Annotated in this window: 9 protein-coding genes and 1 pseudogene; 4 read left to right on the forward strand and 6 right to left on the reverse strand. The window is 59.5% G+C overall.

Annotated elements, in window-relative coordinates; translation table 11 throughout:
- Positions 1-25: 25 nt before the first annotated feature.
- From QWJ34_RS10115 to QWJ34_RS10125, 3 genes and pseudogenes are all read left to right on the forward strand, one after another.
- The gene (locus QWJ34_RS10115; RefSeq protein WP_302727449.1) at positions 26-976 is read left to right on the forward strand and encodes a nucleoside hydrolase; all 951 of its coding nucleotides are present in this window, start codon (positions 26-28) and stop codon (positions 974-976) included.
- A 514-nt stretch (positions 977-1,490) separates the two neighbouring features.
- Positions 1,491-1,976: a Dps family protein gene (locus QWJ34_RS10120; RefSeq protein WP_302727450.1), complete on the forward strand. Its 486-nt coding sequence runs from the start codon at positions 1,491-1,493 to the stop codon at positions 1,974-1,976.
- Between the two features lie 261 nt (positions 1,977-2,237).
- A pseudogene (locus QWJ34_RS10125) lies at positions 2,238-3,338 on the forward strand (nitric oxide synthase oxygenase); the annotation flags it as partial.
- A 330-nt stretch (positions 3,339-3,668) separates the two neighbouring features.
- Here QWJ34_RS10125 and QWJ34_RS10130 read toward each other — a convergent pair.
- Complete coding sequence (locus tag QWJ34_RS10130; protein ID WP_302727507.1) at positions 3,669-4,388, reverse strand: 3-ketoacyl-ACP reductase; 720 nt, start codon at positions 4,386-4,388, stop codon at positions 3,669-3,671.
- Positions 4,389-4,678: 290 nt separating this feature from the next.
- Here QWJ34_RS10130 and QWJ34_RS10135 point away from each other — a divergent pair, with 290 nt between their 5' ends.
- A complete protein-coding gene (locus QWJ34_RS10135; protein WP_302727451.1) occupies positions 4,679-5,149 on the forward strand; it encodes a hypothetical protein in 471 nt (156 codons plus the stop codon).
- Between the two features lie 104 nt (positions 5,150-5,253).
- Here QWJ34_RS10135 and QWJ34_RS10140 read toward each other — a convergent pair whose 3' ends face one another.
- The 5 genes from QWJ34_RS10140 to QWJ34_RS10160 all read right to left on the reverse strand — a co-directional run bounded on the left by QWJ34_RS10140 (position 5,254) and on the right by QWJ34_RS10160 (position 16,116).
- On the reverse strand, positions 5,254-8,889 hold the full coding sequence (locus QWJ34_RS10140) for a glycoside hydrolase family 2 TIM barrel-domain containing protein (RefSeq protein WP_302727452.1): 3,636 nt from the start codon (positions 8,887-8,889) through the stop codon (positions 5,254-5,256).
- A 162-nt stretch (positions 8,890-9,051) separates the two neighbouring features.
- Entirely contained in the window at positions 9,052-10,716 is a 1,665-nt protein-coding gene (locus QWJ34_RS10145; protein ID WP_302727453.1) for an ABC transporter substrate-binding protein, read from the reverse strand.
- 128 nt (positions 10,717-10,844) lie between these two features.
- The gene (locus tag QWJ34_RS10150) at positions 10,845-11,717 is read right to left on the reverse strand and encodes a carbohydrate ABC transporter permease (RefSeq protein WP_302727454.1); all 873 of its coding nucleotides are present in this window, start codon (positions 11,715-11,717) and stop codon (positions 10,845-10,847) included.
- Positions 11,718-11,732: 15 nt separating this feature from the next.
- Positions 11,733-12,671 carry an ABC transporter permease gene (locus tag QWJ34_RS10155; protein WP_302727508.1) on the reverse strand — a complete coding sequence of 313 codons (939 nt, stop codon included), beginning with the start codon at positions 12,669-12,671 and terminating at the stop codon, positions 11,733-11,735.
- A 1,303-nt stretch (positions 12,672-13,974) separates the two neighbouring features.
- Positions 13,975-16,116: a glycoside hydrolase family 3 C-terminal domain-containing protein gene (locus QWJ34_RS10160; protein ID WP_302727455.1), complete on the reverse strand. Its 2,142-nt coding sequence runs from the start codon at positions 16,114-16,116 to the stop codon at positions 13,975-13,977.
- Between the last annotated feature and the right edge of the window lie 28 nt (positions 16,117-16,144).

Below are 16,144 nucleotides of genomic sequence, written 5' to 3' on the forward strand. Positions count from 1 at the left end.
CTGATCGATTTAAGGAGTGGAAAGTTTGAAAACACCGGTTTATTTCAATCATGACGGCGGAGTGGACGATCTGGTTTCGCTGTTTCTGCTGCTGCAAATGGAAGACGTGGAAGTCACGGGCGTATCGGTGATTCCGGCCGACGGTTATCTGGAGCCGGCGACGGACGCGAGCCGCAAGATTATCGACCGTTTCGGCAAAGGACAACGTGTGGAAGTGGCGAAGTCCAACTCCCGCGGCAAAAATCCGTTCCCGGCCGAGTGGCGCATGCACTCGTTCCTGGTGGACGCGGTGCCGATGCTGAACGAGTCCGGCACGATGGAGGCCCCGCTGTCGGCGCTGTCGGCGCATCGACATTTGATCGAAACGGTCAAAAGCACCGAAGGCCAAACGACGCTGCTGTTTACCGGTCCGCTGACCGATCTTGCGCGCGCGCTGGACGAAGCGCCCGAGATCGAAGAGAAGATTGCGCGGCTGTTCTGGATGGGCGGCACGTTCCAGGCGGGCAATGTGCAGGAGCCGGAACACGACGGAACGGCGGAGTGGAATGTGTTCTGGGACCCGGAAGCGGCCGACCGCGTGTTCCGCAGCGGCATCGAGATCGACCTGGTCGCGCTGGAAAGCACCAACAAAGTGCCGCTGACCCTGGCGGTGCGCAACCGCTGGGCGTCGGAGCGCCGCTACGAAGGCGTCGACTTCCTCGGCCAGTGCTACGCGTTCTGCCCGCCGCTCGTGTACATGGAAACGAACTCGACCTACTATCTGTGGGACGTGCTGACGACCGCTTCCCTCGGCAAGCCGGACCTGGTCGAGCGCCGCACGGTCAACGCCGTGGTCGTCCCCGACGGCCCGAGTCAGGGCCGCACGGTGGAGACGGCCGAAGGCCGCCCCGTCCAGCTGGTCTACGACGTGAACGGAACGGGCTTCTTTGACTATATTACCGAGCTGGCGAAAGGAGCCGCGCCTAGGCGCTACTAGAATACGCTTCGACCGGCGTTCTTTCGCTGCAAACTTTCACACGTGAAGCCGCCAATCCTTAAAGGGGTTGGCGGCTTTTTTCGCGCTATGTTCGATTTGCTTCAAGTTTGGCGCAGTTCCGTCTTGTAGAAGAGCCGTCCTCCCAAATAGCGTCCTCCATACACTTAATTCGTCTTCCGGCACGCCGTTAAATCAAATAAGCGCACAGATACAACTATTTTTCGTTTTTTAAGCCTTCAAAGACGATTTGAGCGGAAATAGATGTACGTGTGCAGTTATTCGGCCGATTTCGTCCGATTGGGCGAAAATAAGTGTATATCGGCAGTTATTGTGAACAAGCAACCGCCGGGCGCGCCTTCGCAAGCGGAAGACAAACTCCGACCCGCAAGCATAACCCGCAAAAATAATCCGTAAAAAACTTCCCACCGGCACTCGCTTTTTCCAAAACTAGATGCTATAATTTAAATAGGATTTAGAATAAGTCTAAATTTAAAATAAAGGGGAGTTACCTCTAATGAAAACCGCACATGAAAATACGAACGTAAACGCAAACACCGATACCGCCGCCGAGCTTCATCGCGCGCTGAATAAGCAGGTCGCCGACTGGTCCGTCCTGTACACCAAGCTGCACAACTACCACTGGTACGTCAAAGGCTCCCACTTCTTCACGCTGCACGTAAAATTCGAAGAGCTGTACAACGCCGCGGCCGAGCGGCTGGACGAAGTGGCCGAACGCCTGCTGACCATCGGCGGAGCGCCGGCGGCTACGCTGCGCGAGCACCTGGAATTGACGCGCGTAAGCGAAGCGGCGGGCGGGGAAACGGCCGAACAGATGGTCGATGCGCTGATCCGCGATTTTCGCGCCGAAGCCGCGGAGCTGGAGCACGCGATCGAGATCGCCGGAGCGCTGGGCGACAAAGCGACCGAAGACCTGCTGATCGGGCTGCAAAGCGCGGTCGAGAAAGACGCCTGGATGCTGGAAGCGTACCTGGGCCGCTGAAGCTGAAACTGAAGCAAAATGCAGTGAAAAACAAGGCATCGCGCCGTCCGGCCGGTCCTGGCGCGCCCGCGCAAACGACGGGCGGCAGGGCCGGCTTTTTTGCGCTTTCCTTTCGCCCGGCGTGGACGTTCGAACCGTTTGGTCACCAAATCGACGCGAAAAGTCTGCTTATCGCGAGCGATCCTGACTTATGATACTTATAGATGTGATCGTAATCATTTACAGCAGTAAACGGACAGCATAAGGCGAGGTGCGCAAACCATGACGACCCATGAAAACGAACACGCGGCTCTGCTTGCGGAAGCGGAGCTTTTTATTGAACAATGCTACAGTGAACTGGACCTCACGGAAAAAGAAACGAGAAGCCGGATCGGAGAGATTGCACTTGAGATCGAGCGGACGGGCACCTATACCCATACGTTCGACGAGCTGCGGCACGGGGCGCGGATGGCCTGGCGCAACAGCAACCGCTGTATCGGCCGCCTGCCGTGGGACAGCCTGCATGTGCTGGACCGGCGCGATGCCGATTCGGAAGAGGAGATCGCGCAGGCGCTGCTCGACCATCTGGACTTTGCGACGAACGGAGGACGCATCCGTCCGACGATCACTATCTTGAAGCCGGAGAGCGGAAACAGCCCGGGCGCGCGCGTCTGGAACGAGCAGCTGATCCGCTACGCGGGCTACGAAACGCCGAACGGCGGACGCATCGGCGATCCCGTTTCGCTGGAGTTTACGCGTTTGTGCGAGAAGATGGGGTGGCGGGGCAAAAGGTCGGACTTCGACGTGCTGCCGCTGGTCATCCAACTGGACGGCGGCGCGCCTAAATGGTTCGAACTCCCGGCGGATAAAGTGCTGGAAGTGGATATTCGCCATCCGGAGCTTGCGGGCTTCGACGAACTGCGGCTCAAATGGTACGCCGTTCCCGCCGTTTCGGGCATGCGGCTGGAGATCGGCGGCATCCGCTACGGCGGCGCGCCTTTTAACGGCTGGTATATGGGGACGGAGATTGGCGCGCGCAACTTTGCGGACGAAAACCGTTACAATCTGCTGCCGGCCGTGGCCGACCTGATGGGGCTGGACCGCGGCCGCCGCAGTTCGCTTTGGCAGGACCGCGCGCTGGTCGAGCTGAACGTCGCCGTGCTGGAATCTTACCGGGCGGCGGGCGTCAGCATGGTGGACCATCATACGGCGGCCGCGCAGTTCGAAACGTTCGAGAAGCGCGAGCGGGAAGCGGGACGCGATGTAACCGGCAACTGGGCCTGGCTCATTCCGCCGATGTCGCCTGCGACCACGCACGTGTTCCACAAGCGCTATGACAATACGATCGTGAAGCCGAACTTTTTTTATGCCAAAAAGCCGTATGCCGGACTGTTGACGGGATTCGAAGACGGGACGCGGGCGGAAAGCGGCACAAACGGTGCGGCAGCGGAAAAAGAAACCGGCGCGCCGGTCGGCGTTTGCCCGGTGACCGGCGCTTCCGGCGGGATGGCGTCTGCATCCGATCTGCCGCCGTCCGCGCCACGCGCGGAAAGCGAAAGTAAGCGCGGCTGTCCGTTTCATTAAGACCGGGACCGGAACGGCGCGCGCGGAAAGCAAGCATCGTAAAAAGGACTTCAACTTCCGCTGTGGGCGGAGGGAGAAGTCCTTTCTTTTTCAAAAAAATACGGCAGCCGAAGAAACGGCGCTTCGCCGTTACTGCGGATTCGTCGTCCAGATGCCCGCCGATTTCACGAACACGCGGGCCGGCAGCTTGAGCGTCGCCAGCGCCAGCTCGGCTACGTCTTCCGCCTGCATCATGCGGTCTTCGTCGCCGATCGGAAGATTGTTGCTGGAAGCCAGCTCCGTATTCACGGTGCTCGGCGTCAGGACGGTCACGCGTATATTCGACTTGCGCACTTCCTGCATCAGCGCTTCGCTCATGCCGATCAGCGCCGCCTTCGACGCGCAGTAAGCGGAGCCCGTCGCAAAGCCGCGCTCGCCGGCGGTGGACGCGACGTTCAGGATACTGCCGCTGTTCTGTTCCAGCATAAACGGCAGCGCGGCATGCGTCGTATAATAAGCGCCCATCAGGTTGACGCGAATAATGCGCTCCCACTCTTCGGGGTCCATCTCCGCCAGCTTGCCGAACGAAGCGATGCCGGCGTTGTTGACCAGAATATCGATCGCGCCGAGCTGCTCCTGCAGGCGGGCGATCGCGGATTCGATCTCCGTCCGCACGGAAACGTCGGCGGCCTGAACGAACACGCTTACGCCGTAAGTCGAAGACAGTTCCTCGCGCAGGCTCTCCAGATCGGACGCGGTCCGCGCGATCAAGCCCAGATGCACGCCTTCGGCGGCCAGCGCTTCGGCGACGGCGCGCCCGATTCCTTTGCCCGCTCCGGTAATGACGGCGGTCTGGTCTTTGAGTTCAATCGTAGTCACGATATGTTCCTCCTTGGGTTCGGTATGATAAGGGCGATAAGCCTCTTCTGAAAGTGTACCGAACGGGGCGCGATTTTCCAAACGCGGCAGGCTGAAATCCGCGATCCAGCGAAGAAATCGCAAAAATATCTCGGTCGCTTGTTTCAACGAGCAAGAAGGCGGGTAAAATAATTATTTGTTCACATTTCCGAAATTTAGGGTTATACTAATCTCCGGCTTCCTCTTTAGAAACGATCGCCGTTTGTCGATATCTATTGTAAAAAGGAACGGGAGAAAAATGCATGAACAGAACCCTTATTGAAGATACGATCGCCGATATCCTAACCCGTTCGGACAGCCGCATCGAAGTGGTGTTGGAAAATCTTTTTCCCGGAAAAAGACTGGTCGGCGGCAAATACAATCTCGACGACAACCGAATCACTCTTTACCTCGGCGTGCTGGAAGAACAGTGCATCCAGTTGTTCGGCACGCTCGACGACTTCGAAGAGTATGTGCGAATCGTCCTGGCGCACGAACTCGGACACGCAAACGACCCGGAACTCGAATACCTGTCGGAACGTCTGGTTAAAATCCGCGGCAATCTTTCCCGCATCCGCGTCACGCTTCGTCTGGAAGAAAACGCATGGCGGTATGCCGACGATCTGGTGCGCACGGAAAATCCCGCTTTGTTCGATACCATCATGGGTCAGTCGCTGAGCGGCTATTACGAAGCGCTGCCCGAGTATGCGGAACTGATCGCGACGATCGCCTGAGCTTCAACGCGATCCATCGCCCGTTTATCGCAAAAACTTCCGGCTCCAACTCCCGCTGAGGGAGAAGGGGCCGGAAGTTTTTTTGCGTGCGGCTCTGCTTGGAGTCAGACCGATCCGGACCGCCCGAACCGGAAGCCGCCGAAGTCGAAGCGCGAACCCGGGAGGAAAATGAACGTGACCTTATAGCGGCCCGCGATTCTTTCCAGCGGGAAAGCGCGCTCCTCGTAATCGGAGGAGTCCGACTTGGCGAATTCGATCAGCCTGCGGAATTCGCCGTCGGCGTTCTCGAAACGGATCTGGATCGTATTGCGGTCGATCGGCGAGCGGCCCAGGAGGGTCAGGACGTCCGTGCCGGCCGCTCCGAAGTCCATATCGTCGAATTCCAGCGAGACGTTGTTGCCGATCTCTTCGATGCCGCGTTCGCCGCGCTCGAACGCGTCGCCGTAGATGCGGTCGCAGTCCGCGGCGCGGTTGAACGCGAAGGCCCGGCTCTGCCGCTCGAAGGAGAAGCCTTTGATATGCACCTTTTGGTTGAGCACGAAGCACAGCGTCTCGACGCCGCGCAGCCTGCGCGCCAGCTTGTACGTTTCTTCCTGGTACGTGTTCCAGATCGACGGTTTCTGATACACGACGTCGGCCAGCGGCTCCGAATCGTCTTCGCCGGGAATACCGGCAAGGATCGCGATCGGATATTCTTCGCCGGACAGGGCGAAGATCGGCAGCGTAATCGTATCCGATCCGTACGGGCCGAAGTCCAGCCGGGTGAAGCCGACGACCGTCTCGCCGTCGCGCGACGTAGCGACGCCGCGCTCGTTGCCGGTGCCGACATCGCCGCGGCTGTAGTCGTAGACGCCGGCCGAGACGAAGCCGTACGGATCGTGATAAGCCGTCCCCAGGCCCGACGCTTCGAATTCGAGCTGCGAGATCAGCCGGATGCCGTCCGTGCCGCTGCGGCTTGCGCAGCGCAGGCGGAATATTCCGTCTCCGAGCGCGGTGACGACCGCGTCGAGCCCGTCGGCTTCGACGCGCGCAAGATGCGACGCGATACCCGCGTCGTCCGTGACGCTCCACTCCACGTCGCGATAGCTCGCGTCCGCGGGGAACAGCTCCGCCCGCACCGCGGCGGACGGCGAAGCCGCGGTCAGCGCACGTCCGGCGGCGCTGACGATGCCGATCCGGCGCAGCGGAATCTCGTCCGCGCCGCCGCTTCCGGTCACGATCGGCGCGTCTTCGCAGCGCGGCAGAGCCTGCCGCGGCCCGCCGCCGGCCCGCGCCGCTTCGCCCGGCTCGCCTAAGCCGCCCGCCGATGCTTTCGCCCCCGAACCGGGCGAAGTCCCGCCGTCCGTCCCGTCCGCGTCCGAGACGCCCGCCCGTTCCGGCGCCGCAGGCTCGGCTTCGCGCGTCTTCCCCGCGCCCGCCCCGCCGGCTTCGCCCGCCGCCAGCGCTTCAAGCGTCAGCTCCGCGCCTTCCAGCCCCGGCGAAGACACGCTTACCGTAATCGCTCCGGCTTCCGTCGTCGCCCCGACGATCGCCAGCGCTTTGCCGGAGAACAACCGGCGGCTTGCGCCTTTGTAGGCGTCGTAATCCGTGCTGTCGCCGTTGTCCATGCCGAGCAGGCGGCCTGCGCCGCTTACCTGCACGCGCACGCGATTCGCCGCGTTCCCGACGCTGCGTCCGTGCTCGTCCTCCGCGCCGATCTCCACAAAGATCACGTCGCGTCCGTCCGCGCCGAGCGAAGAACGATCGGCGCGCAGCACGATCCTGCGCGCATCGCCGAACGACTCGCGGACGTCTTCCGCGACGATCCGCCCGTCTTCGCCGTAGGCGATCGCGGTCAGCCGGCCCGCCCGGTACGGCAGCTTCCAATGGCCGAACGGCTGCGTGCCGGAAGCCCAGTCCGTATCGTGGAAGCCGAGACTTTCCCCGTCCAGGCGCAGCTCGATCCGCGGCGCGTTGGAGCAGACCCGCACGTCGATCGTCTGGCCGTCGTTGAAGTCCCAGTACGGCAGGATATGCACCATCGGGGCGGTCTGGTAATCGGTCCAGCCCGCTTGATACATATAGTAGGAATCTTTCGGGAATCCCGCCGTGTCGATCTGTCCGAAATACGAATTCTTCGTATGGTAAGGCGTCGGCTCGCCGATATAGTCGAAGCCCGTCCACAGAAACTGTCCCAGCGAGAACGGCGCGTCGCGCTCGGCCAGCAGGCAGGCTTCGACCGATTTGGCGCCCCAGCTTGTCGGGCTGTTGCCGAGCGCGGAGCACTGCCGGTCGTCGTCGGTCAGGATCGGCCGTTCCAGCGGAAAATGATAAATGCCGCGGCTCTGCACGACCGAAGACGTCTCGCTGCCGTAGATGATCCAGTCCGGGTGCTCTTCGTGATGCTTGCGGTAATACTTTTCCGCGTAGTTGTAGCCGGCGACCTTGACGATATCCGCGCACTTCTGCGCATTCTCCCACGGCATGTAATTGGAGCCGATCGTGACGCGCGCATTGCCGCGGGGATCGTGCCTGCGCACTTCGTCGATCAGCATCCGCGTGATCTCCTGGCCGCTCTCGTCCGCGTGCGTATCGTAGATTTCGTTGCCGATGCTCCACAGCAGCAGGCTCGGACGGTTGCGGTCGCGCCGTACCCAGCTGCGCACGTCGGCCGGCGCCCATTCCCGGAAAAATCGCGCGTAATCGTACGTCGTTTTCGGCCGCTCCCACATATCGAACGCTTCGCTGACGACGAGCAGGCCCATTTCGTCCGCCAGGTCCATCACTTCCGGCGCCGGCATATTGTGCGCGGTGCGGATCGCGTTGACGCCCATCTCTTTGAGCTGCTTGAACCGTCTGCGCTGCGCCGCCGCGTTGAACGCCGAGCCGAGCGCGCCCAGATCGTGATGCTCGCACACGCCGTTCAGCTTCATTCGCCGCCCGTTCAGGCTGAAGCCGTGTTCGGGATGCAGTTCGAACTCCCGGAAGCCGGTATTCTGAACCACCGTTTCGGTCACTTCGCCGGTTGCCGCCGAACGCAGCTCCGTAACGAGGCGGTACAGATTGGGTTCGTCCGGGCTCCACAGCCGCGGCGGCTCGATATGCAGCGTTTGACGATCGGTCGTCTTTCGCGCCGCGTTCGCTTGGTCCGTTTCCTCGCGCCGGTCCGCCGCAATCCCGGCCGAGACGGACGCCAGAACCGTTTCCCCGTCCAGCAGCGTATGCGTCAGCACCGATTCTTCGCCCGCCGCCGTTTCCGTATCGATCTCAAGGTTCCAACCGTTCTCGCCGCGCGCGGTCGTGACATAGATGCCGTCGCTTTCGATATACGATGCGCCGCGCGTTTTCAGATAAACGTTCCGGTAAATGCCCGCGCCGGAATACCAGCGGCTGTTCGGGCTTCGATACACGACTTTGACCACGATCTCGTTCGCTTCGTCCGTCAGGGCGGAAGTAATGTCGAACTCGAACGTGGAGTAGCCGTATTTCCACTCGCCGACCAGCGTCCCGTTGACGTAGACGGACGAGTCCATGTACACGCCGTCGAAACGCAGCAGCACGGCGCCGCCTTGTGCCGCGACGGACGTCTCCAGCGTCCTGCGGTACCAGCCGATGCCGTTCTCGTACAGATTCCGCGTGTCGCCGATCAGCCAGTCGTGCGGGATCTCCACCGGCGCGAAGTCCAGTCCCCGCCAGTCCGTTTGTTCCAGCCCGCTCTTTGCAAAAGTCCAGCCGTCGTTAAAAAGAACCGTTGTATTCACGTTAAAGCCTCCTCTGCCGCATTGCCCGGGTTCGCCCGCGCGCGTTTGCCCGCCTGCTCAAAAAAAGGTCCCGGACGCGCGCGCCCGGGCCTTAGGCTCGATTCCATTTTAATTCTCGATTACGCTTCGATTCATAAAACGCTTCCGACAAGGAAACTTCGCTTAATACCCCAGCGTTTCCTTCGTATTGTTGAAGATCTCGTTAGCCATCTGCACGTAGCGGTCCGCCCCGTTCGACTGTACCTGGGCGACGTAAGCGTCCCAGCCCGCGTCGATGTCTTCCTGGCCGGTAATGAACTTGAGCGTCATGGTGTCCACGTAGTCCATCAGCGGTTTGACGACGAGGTTCATTTCTTCGGATTCGTCCTGCGACGCCATGATCGGAGGCTGCACCGGACGCGCTTCGCGGCTGTCCTTGATGCGCTGGATATAGTCCTGCTCGCCTTCGGTCATGCGCGAATATCTCAGGTCGTCCGAGCCGCCGTAAGCGAATACCCCGCCCGCGAAGCCCAGATCGACATTGAGCTGCTTCTTGCCGGTATCGGCGTTGAGGCCGTTGTACGTGATATCTTTGTTGAGCATGATTTTGCCGTCCGCGTCTTTGGTATACGTATCGCCTTCGTCGCCCCACAGCGAGAACGTCTGGCCTTCGTCCGAGTACCACAGCCAGTCGACGAAGCGCAGCATTTTGATAAAGCCTTCTTTGCCGAGATTGTCGAGCGCGTTCTGGCTGATCATGACGCCGTTCTCAAGCCGGGAATTTTCCACCTGGAGCAGTCCTTTCGGACCGCCCGGCTGCACGATCATGTACAGGTCGCTGTCTTTATCCTGCATTTTGCTCATCGATTCCGCGAGGAACTGGTAGTTGCCGTTGATCACGTACGTTTCGCCTTTGAAAAATTTCGCCCGAGCCGCTTCGTCGTCCTGCGTGAACGATTCCGGATCGAGGATGCCGTCTTTGACGAGTTTGTTGAAATACGTGACATAGTCCTTGAAGTCCTGGCTGGCGTCGGCGAAGTAGAATTCTTTCTTGCTTTCGTCGAATTTGAGTCCGTTCGCCAGGCCCCAGCCGCCGGTTACGCCGTACTCGACAGCCGCGATATTCAGCGTGGATTTGCCCTGGTACTGGTCGGACCAGACGTAGTCGGCTCCTGTATACGCTTTCACCTTTTTGAGAGCTTCATAAAAATCTTCATAGGTCCATTTGCCTTCGCCCGCTTCCACGTCGACGCCGGCTTTCTTGAACACGTCTTTGCGGATCACGTAGGAGTAGCCGCCGGCGGCCGATTCCCATAGTCCCGGAAGCACGTAATATTTGCCGTCCTGCTGGAGTTTGACTTTCAGGTCGTCGGCCATGCCCCATTTTTCCACGGCTTCGGTATAGTTCGGCATGTACTGCGTCCATTCGCTGATCGGCACGATCTGTCCGCCCGCCACAAACGCGCTTTCGTCGTAGGTTTTCGGAATAATGTAAGGGGCGTCGCCGGAATTGACGATCAGCGCTTTCTGATTGTCGTATTCGGCGCGGGCCGTCACGGCCAGGTCGAACGAAACGTTCGTTTTTTCTTTTAACGACTTCCAGAACTGCCAGCTCTCCTGATACGGATACGCTTCGTTGTCGCTGAACATCATGGAATAGGTAACCGGCTCTTCGGAATGGAACGTTTTGCCCGCTCCGAACTCGTAACCGGCCGCTTCCTGCGTGCCTGCCGGGTCCGGCGCGTTGGCGCCTTCTTTGGTATCGGAACCGGAACTTCCGCAGGCGGTCGTTCCCGCTGCCAGCAGCAGCGCAATCGCGGCTTTCCCCAATTTGCTGAACTTTTTCATAAAGACCTCCCATTTGTTTAAAAGGATTTGGCGTTGCTTTGTATAGAAACGGAAAGGAGGGCGCGGAGTCCGGTATGGAAAAGGTCCCGAATCCGCGGCCGCTTCCGGTTCTAACGCAAGGGTTCCGCTCAGCCTTTGACCGAACCGATCATCATGCCTTGGACGAAGTATTTCTGCACGAAAGGATAGATGCAGATAATCGGCAGGGACGTCAGCACCATCGCGGCGGATTTGATCGTGGCGGCGATCTGCGCGGAGGATTCGGCGCTGGCGCCGACCTCGGCGGTACTGACCGTGCTGTCGATAATCTGCCTCAAATAAAGCGCGACCGGCCATTTCTCCTTCGACTGCAGGTACAGCGCCGGTCCGAACCAGTTGTTCCAGATGCCCACGATGCAGAACAGGGTGATCGTCGCGAGAATCGGTTTGGACAGCGGCAGGATGATGCGGAAAAAGACGCCGTAACCGCCGAGTCCGTCGACTTTCGCCGCTTCCTCCACCTCGTTCGGCAGAGAAGCGAAGAACGTTTTCATCAAAATGACGTTGAACGCGCTGATCGCGCCCGGGATAATGATCGCCCACATCGTGTCGCGCATATGCAGCGTTTTGGAGATGAGGATGAAGTTCGGGATCAGTCCGCCGCTGAAGTACATGGTGAACAGCACGAACGGGATAAAAAATTTGTTCAGCCGCAGCCGTTCTTTGGACAGCGGATAAGCGAGCACGGCCGTGCCGAACACCGCGATAAACGTGCCGAGCGCCGAGTACAGAATCGTGTTGCCGTAATAGCGGTAAAAGTCCGGTTTGCCCAGAATCAGCTGATACGTCGCGGACGTGAACTCAACCGGGAAAATGCTGACTTTGCCCGCGTAGATCGCCGCTTCCGAACTGAACGACTGCGCAACCAGGTACAGAAACGGGTACAGCGTGACGAGCACGACCAGCAGCATGACGATGGCGTTGAATACCCGGAAGATCCGGTAAGAAACAGAAGTGTCCATGCTTCGGGCTCCTTTCTACCACAGGCTGGATTTGGTGGTTCTGCGGGATACGTAATTGGCCGTCGTCACGAGGATCAGTCCGATAATGCCTTCGAACAATCCGACGGCGGTCGCGTAACTGAAACTTCCGCCGCTGATCCCGATCCGGTAGACATAGGTGGAGATGACGTCGGCCGTCTCGTAAGTCAGCGGATTGTACAGCAGCAGGATCTTCTCGAAGTTCGAGCCCAGGATGCCCCCGATGTCCAGAATGAGCAGGGTCATAATGGTCGGCAGGATGCCCGGAATCGTCACGTGCCAGGCCAGTTTGAACCGGTTGGCCCCGTCGATCCGCGCCGCTTCGTACAGCTCGGTATTGATATTGGTCATCGCCGCCAGGTAGAGGATGGTGCCCCAGCCCAGCGCCTGCCAGATGCCCGACGAGATGTAGATGGTCGGGAACCACTCGGGCAGCGAGATAAACGACAGCTTGGGCAGCCCGATCTGCTGAAGCAGCATATTGACCGGCCCGTTCAGCGACAGCAGTTCTTTGACCATGCCCGCCACGATAACGGTGGAGATAAAGTGCGGCAGGTAGGAGACGGTCTGCACGAACTTTTTGATGCCGATATTCTTCAGCTCGTTAATCAGCAGGGCGAAGATCAGCGTCAGCGGGAAGCGGATAATCAGGTAAAAAATGCTGAGCAGCAGATTGTTGCGGAACGCGCGCCAGAAAGTCGGGTCCTTCATAAACATTTCGAAGTACTTCAGCCCGACCCATTCGGTGCCCAGGAAATTCGGCCCGCCCCGGTATTTGCGGAACGCGATGATATTGCCGAGCATCGGCGCGTATTTGAAGATCAGAAAGTAGAGCACCGGAACGACCAGGAACGAGTAAAGCACCCATTCCTTTCTGACGTGCTGCAGGAGCGTATCGCGTTCTTTCGTCCTCGTTTTGACTTGTTTGCGGATCATGGTTCCCATGATCGGGTCACCTCCTCAAGTAGGATGGGAGAGAGGGCAGGTGCGTGAAGGGGGGCTCCGGGGAAGTTTCGTTACGGTCGCTTGTTGAAATCGGATTCCCTGATGGAGTAAGGGCGGGGTGGGAATCCGATTTCAAAGGCGAACGCCGACGCTTCTACACAGAGTTTCCCCCCACGCCCCAGGCACCCGGGTGGAGAAAGGTAAGTAAGGGCTGAGAGTCAAGGGCTAAGGGCTGAGAGTCAAGGGCTAAGGGCTGAGAGCCAAGGACTAAAGGCTAAGAGCCGAGAGCTGAGAGCCGAGAGTTGGAAGCTAAGGGCTAAGAGTCGAGAGCTAAGAGCTGAGAGCCGAGAGCTAAGAGCTAAGAGCTAAGAGCTAAGAGCTAAGAGCTAAGAGCTAAGAGCCAAGGACCAAGGACTAAAGGCTAAGAGCTAAAGGCTGAGAGCCGAGAGTTGGAAGCTAAAGGCTAAGAGCTAAGAGCCAAGAGTCAAGAGCCAAGGACTAAAGGCTAAGAGCTAAGGGCTAAGAGCTAAGAGCTAAAGGCTGAGAGCCAAGAACTAAGTAAGAGCCGGAAGCTAAGAGCTAGAATCCAGAAGCCAAGCCAACAGCAAAAGCTAAGGTTCAAAAGTTGCAGGTCGAGATATGTTTTCGAAGAAAGTTCTTCGGAAGAATTGCGTATGTGCATGGTTCGTTTAAGGCGGTTTTGCAGCTTTATGCGAAAGGCCGGGTTTAGGCTTCGAAGCGATTTTTGCAGAAAGCTTTTGAGCGGACCGGTTTGGATCTGCTTGAGACAAGACGCCGGGAGTCGAAGTTCAGTCAAATCTGCTTCCTTCGAAATTTGAAGACGCGTCTTCGGGATGTTTCGGGAATTCCGCGTACTCCGAGAATCTTGGTGATTCTAGGATTCTAGGATTCTAGGATTCTAGGATTCTGAGATTTCCGGGAATTCCAGGAATTCCGAAATAAGTGCGCAGGTGCAGTTATTTGGATCAGGTGGCGTCCGTTTTTGGAAATAAGTGCACACATACAACTATTTTGCGAAATACAGGAGATTGGAGCGCGAAATAGGCAATTTAGTTGTATGCAGGCACTTATTTCGGCTAAAAGCGGATTTTGGCGGCAAATAAGTGTATACAGGCAGTTATTTGCGATTCGAGCGTCGTCTCATCGCTATTCGACCCGAGCCGACCTGGCCCAGTCCGCTCGATTCTGCTCCGTACCGCTTGTACGCGGCTTCGCGGCAGCCGGGCTCCGGTCCAAGCCTGCTCGGCTTCGCTCCGCTCCAAATTCAGCCTGTTCAAGCTTCGGCTTGCAGGGTGAAAGCCTTCGGCGTTTGGCCGGTCAGTTCGGCGCTGCGGCGGTCGGGTTGGGATGTGCCGATATGGACGGTGTAGCTGCCGGTTTCCACGGAAGATGAGCCATCGAAGCCGCACAGCGCGAAAGCTTCGAACGGCAGGATCAGCTCAATCTCGGCGGAAGACCCGGCTTCAAGCTCGACGCTGCGGAACGCTTTGAGCTGCGGGTTCGGCGTGCCTGCGCGGTCGGCTTTGACGTAAGCCTGCACGATTTCGCGGCAGGCGCGGTCGCCGCGGTTGACCAGGCGGATGCTGGCGGCGACGCCGCTTTGCGTGACGCGGTCCGTATCGAGCGCGGCGGCTTCGATCTCGACCTCGCCGTAGGTCAGGCCGAAGCCGAACGGATAAAGCGCTTCGCCGCTCATATAGCGGTAAGTGCGGTTCTTCATCGAGTAGTCGGTGAAGGCCGGCAGTTCTTCCGATGTGCGGTAGAACGTAACGGGAAGCTTGCCCGACGGCGAGATGTCGCCGAAGATCGCTTCGGCCAGCGCCCGGCCGCCCTGCGCGCCGGGGTACCAGGCCTGGATAACGGCCGGGATATGCTCGTCGGCGTAATTGACGGCCAGCGCGCTGCCCGACAGCAGCGCCAGGATGACCGGCTTGCCGCTTTCGTGCGCGATGCGCAGCAGTTCTTCCTGCATGCCCGGCAGCTTGAGGTCCGGCTTGTCGCCGCTGGCGAACGCGTTGCCCATATCGCCTTCTTCGCCTTCGAGCCCGGAGTCGAGGCCGAGGCAGACGATGACGACGTCGCTTTCCGCGCAGACGCCCCTGGCTTCGGCGGAGCGGTCTCCGGCCGCGGCGAGACCGCCGACTTTGTCCTGGAACAGATGGCAGCCTTCCGAATACAGCACGCGCGCGTCGTCGCCCAGGTAATCCTGGATGCCTTCAAGCGGCGTGACGTAGCGGGAAGCGGTGCCTTCGTAGTTGCCGACCAGCGCGCGGCGGTTGTTGGCGTTCGGGCCGATCACGCCCACCGTGCGGACTTTGCTTTTGTCCAGCGGCAGCAGGCCGTCGTTCTTGAGCAGCACAAGCGATTCGCGGGCCGCTTTGAGATTCAATTCTTTCATGGCCGGCGAATCGGTTTCCGTATAGCCGATCGAAGAGAACGGCACATCGGCCGGATCGTCGAATAGTCCGAGCTTCATGCGGGTGGTGAACAGGCGGGTGACCGCCGTGTCGATCTGCTTTTCCGTAACCAGCCCCTGCTCGATCGCCGCTTCGAGGAACAGGAACAAACTGCCGCAGTTCAGGTCGCAGCCGTGCTTGACGGCCAGCGCCACCGATTCGACTTCGTTCGCCGTGACTTTGTGATGCAGATGGAAGTCGCGGATCGCCCAGCAGTCGGAGACGACGTGGCCGTCGAAGCCCCAGGCGCCGCGCAGGATCTGCTCCAGCAGCAGTTCGCTGCCGCAGCACGGTTCGTCGTTGGTGCGGTTGTACGCGCCCATCACGGCTTCGACCCGCGCTTCCTGCACGCAGGCTTTGAACGCCGGCAGATACGTTTCGTGCAGATCGCGGTCGGAGACGACCGCGTTGAAGCTGTGGCGGATATCTTCCGGTCCCGAGTGGACCGCGAAGTGCTTGGCGCAGGCGGCCGTCTTCAGATAATTCTCGTCGTCGCCCTGGAGTCCGTTAATGAAGCGGACGGCCAGCCGCGCCGTCAGGTGCGGGTCTTCGCCGTAGGTTTCGTGGCCGCGGCCCCAGCGGGGATCGCGGAAGATATTGACGTTCGGCGCCCACAGGGTCAGCCCTTTGTAGATGTCGGTGTCGCCGTAGCGCTGCTGCATATTGAACTTGGAGCGCGTTTCCGTAGCGATGGCGTCGGCGACTTCTTCGAGCAGGTCTTCGTCGAAAGTGGCCGCCAGGCCGATCGCCTGCGGGAAGATGGTCGCCGTGCCGGCGCGCGCCACGCCGTGCAGCCCTTCGTTCCACCAGTTGTACGCTTTGACGTCCAGCCGCTCGATCGCCGGGGCGGCGTGGACCATCTGGTGGATCTTTTCTTTCAGCGTCATCTGCGCAACCAGCTGCCCGGCTTTTTGTTTGTGCGTTTGGATCTTGTCCCGATTCTCCGTCAAACTCGTCATGCGGTTGTCCTCCCTTAAAAAGATGGGG

The sequence above is a fragment of the Saccharibacillus sp. CPCC 101409 genome, from assembly GCF_030518235.1.
Classification (GTDB): Bacteria; Bacillota; Bacilli; order Paenibacillales; family Paenibacillaceae; genus Saccharibacillus.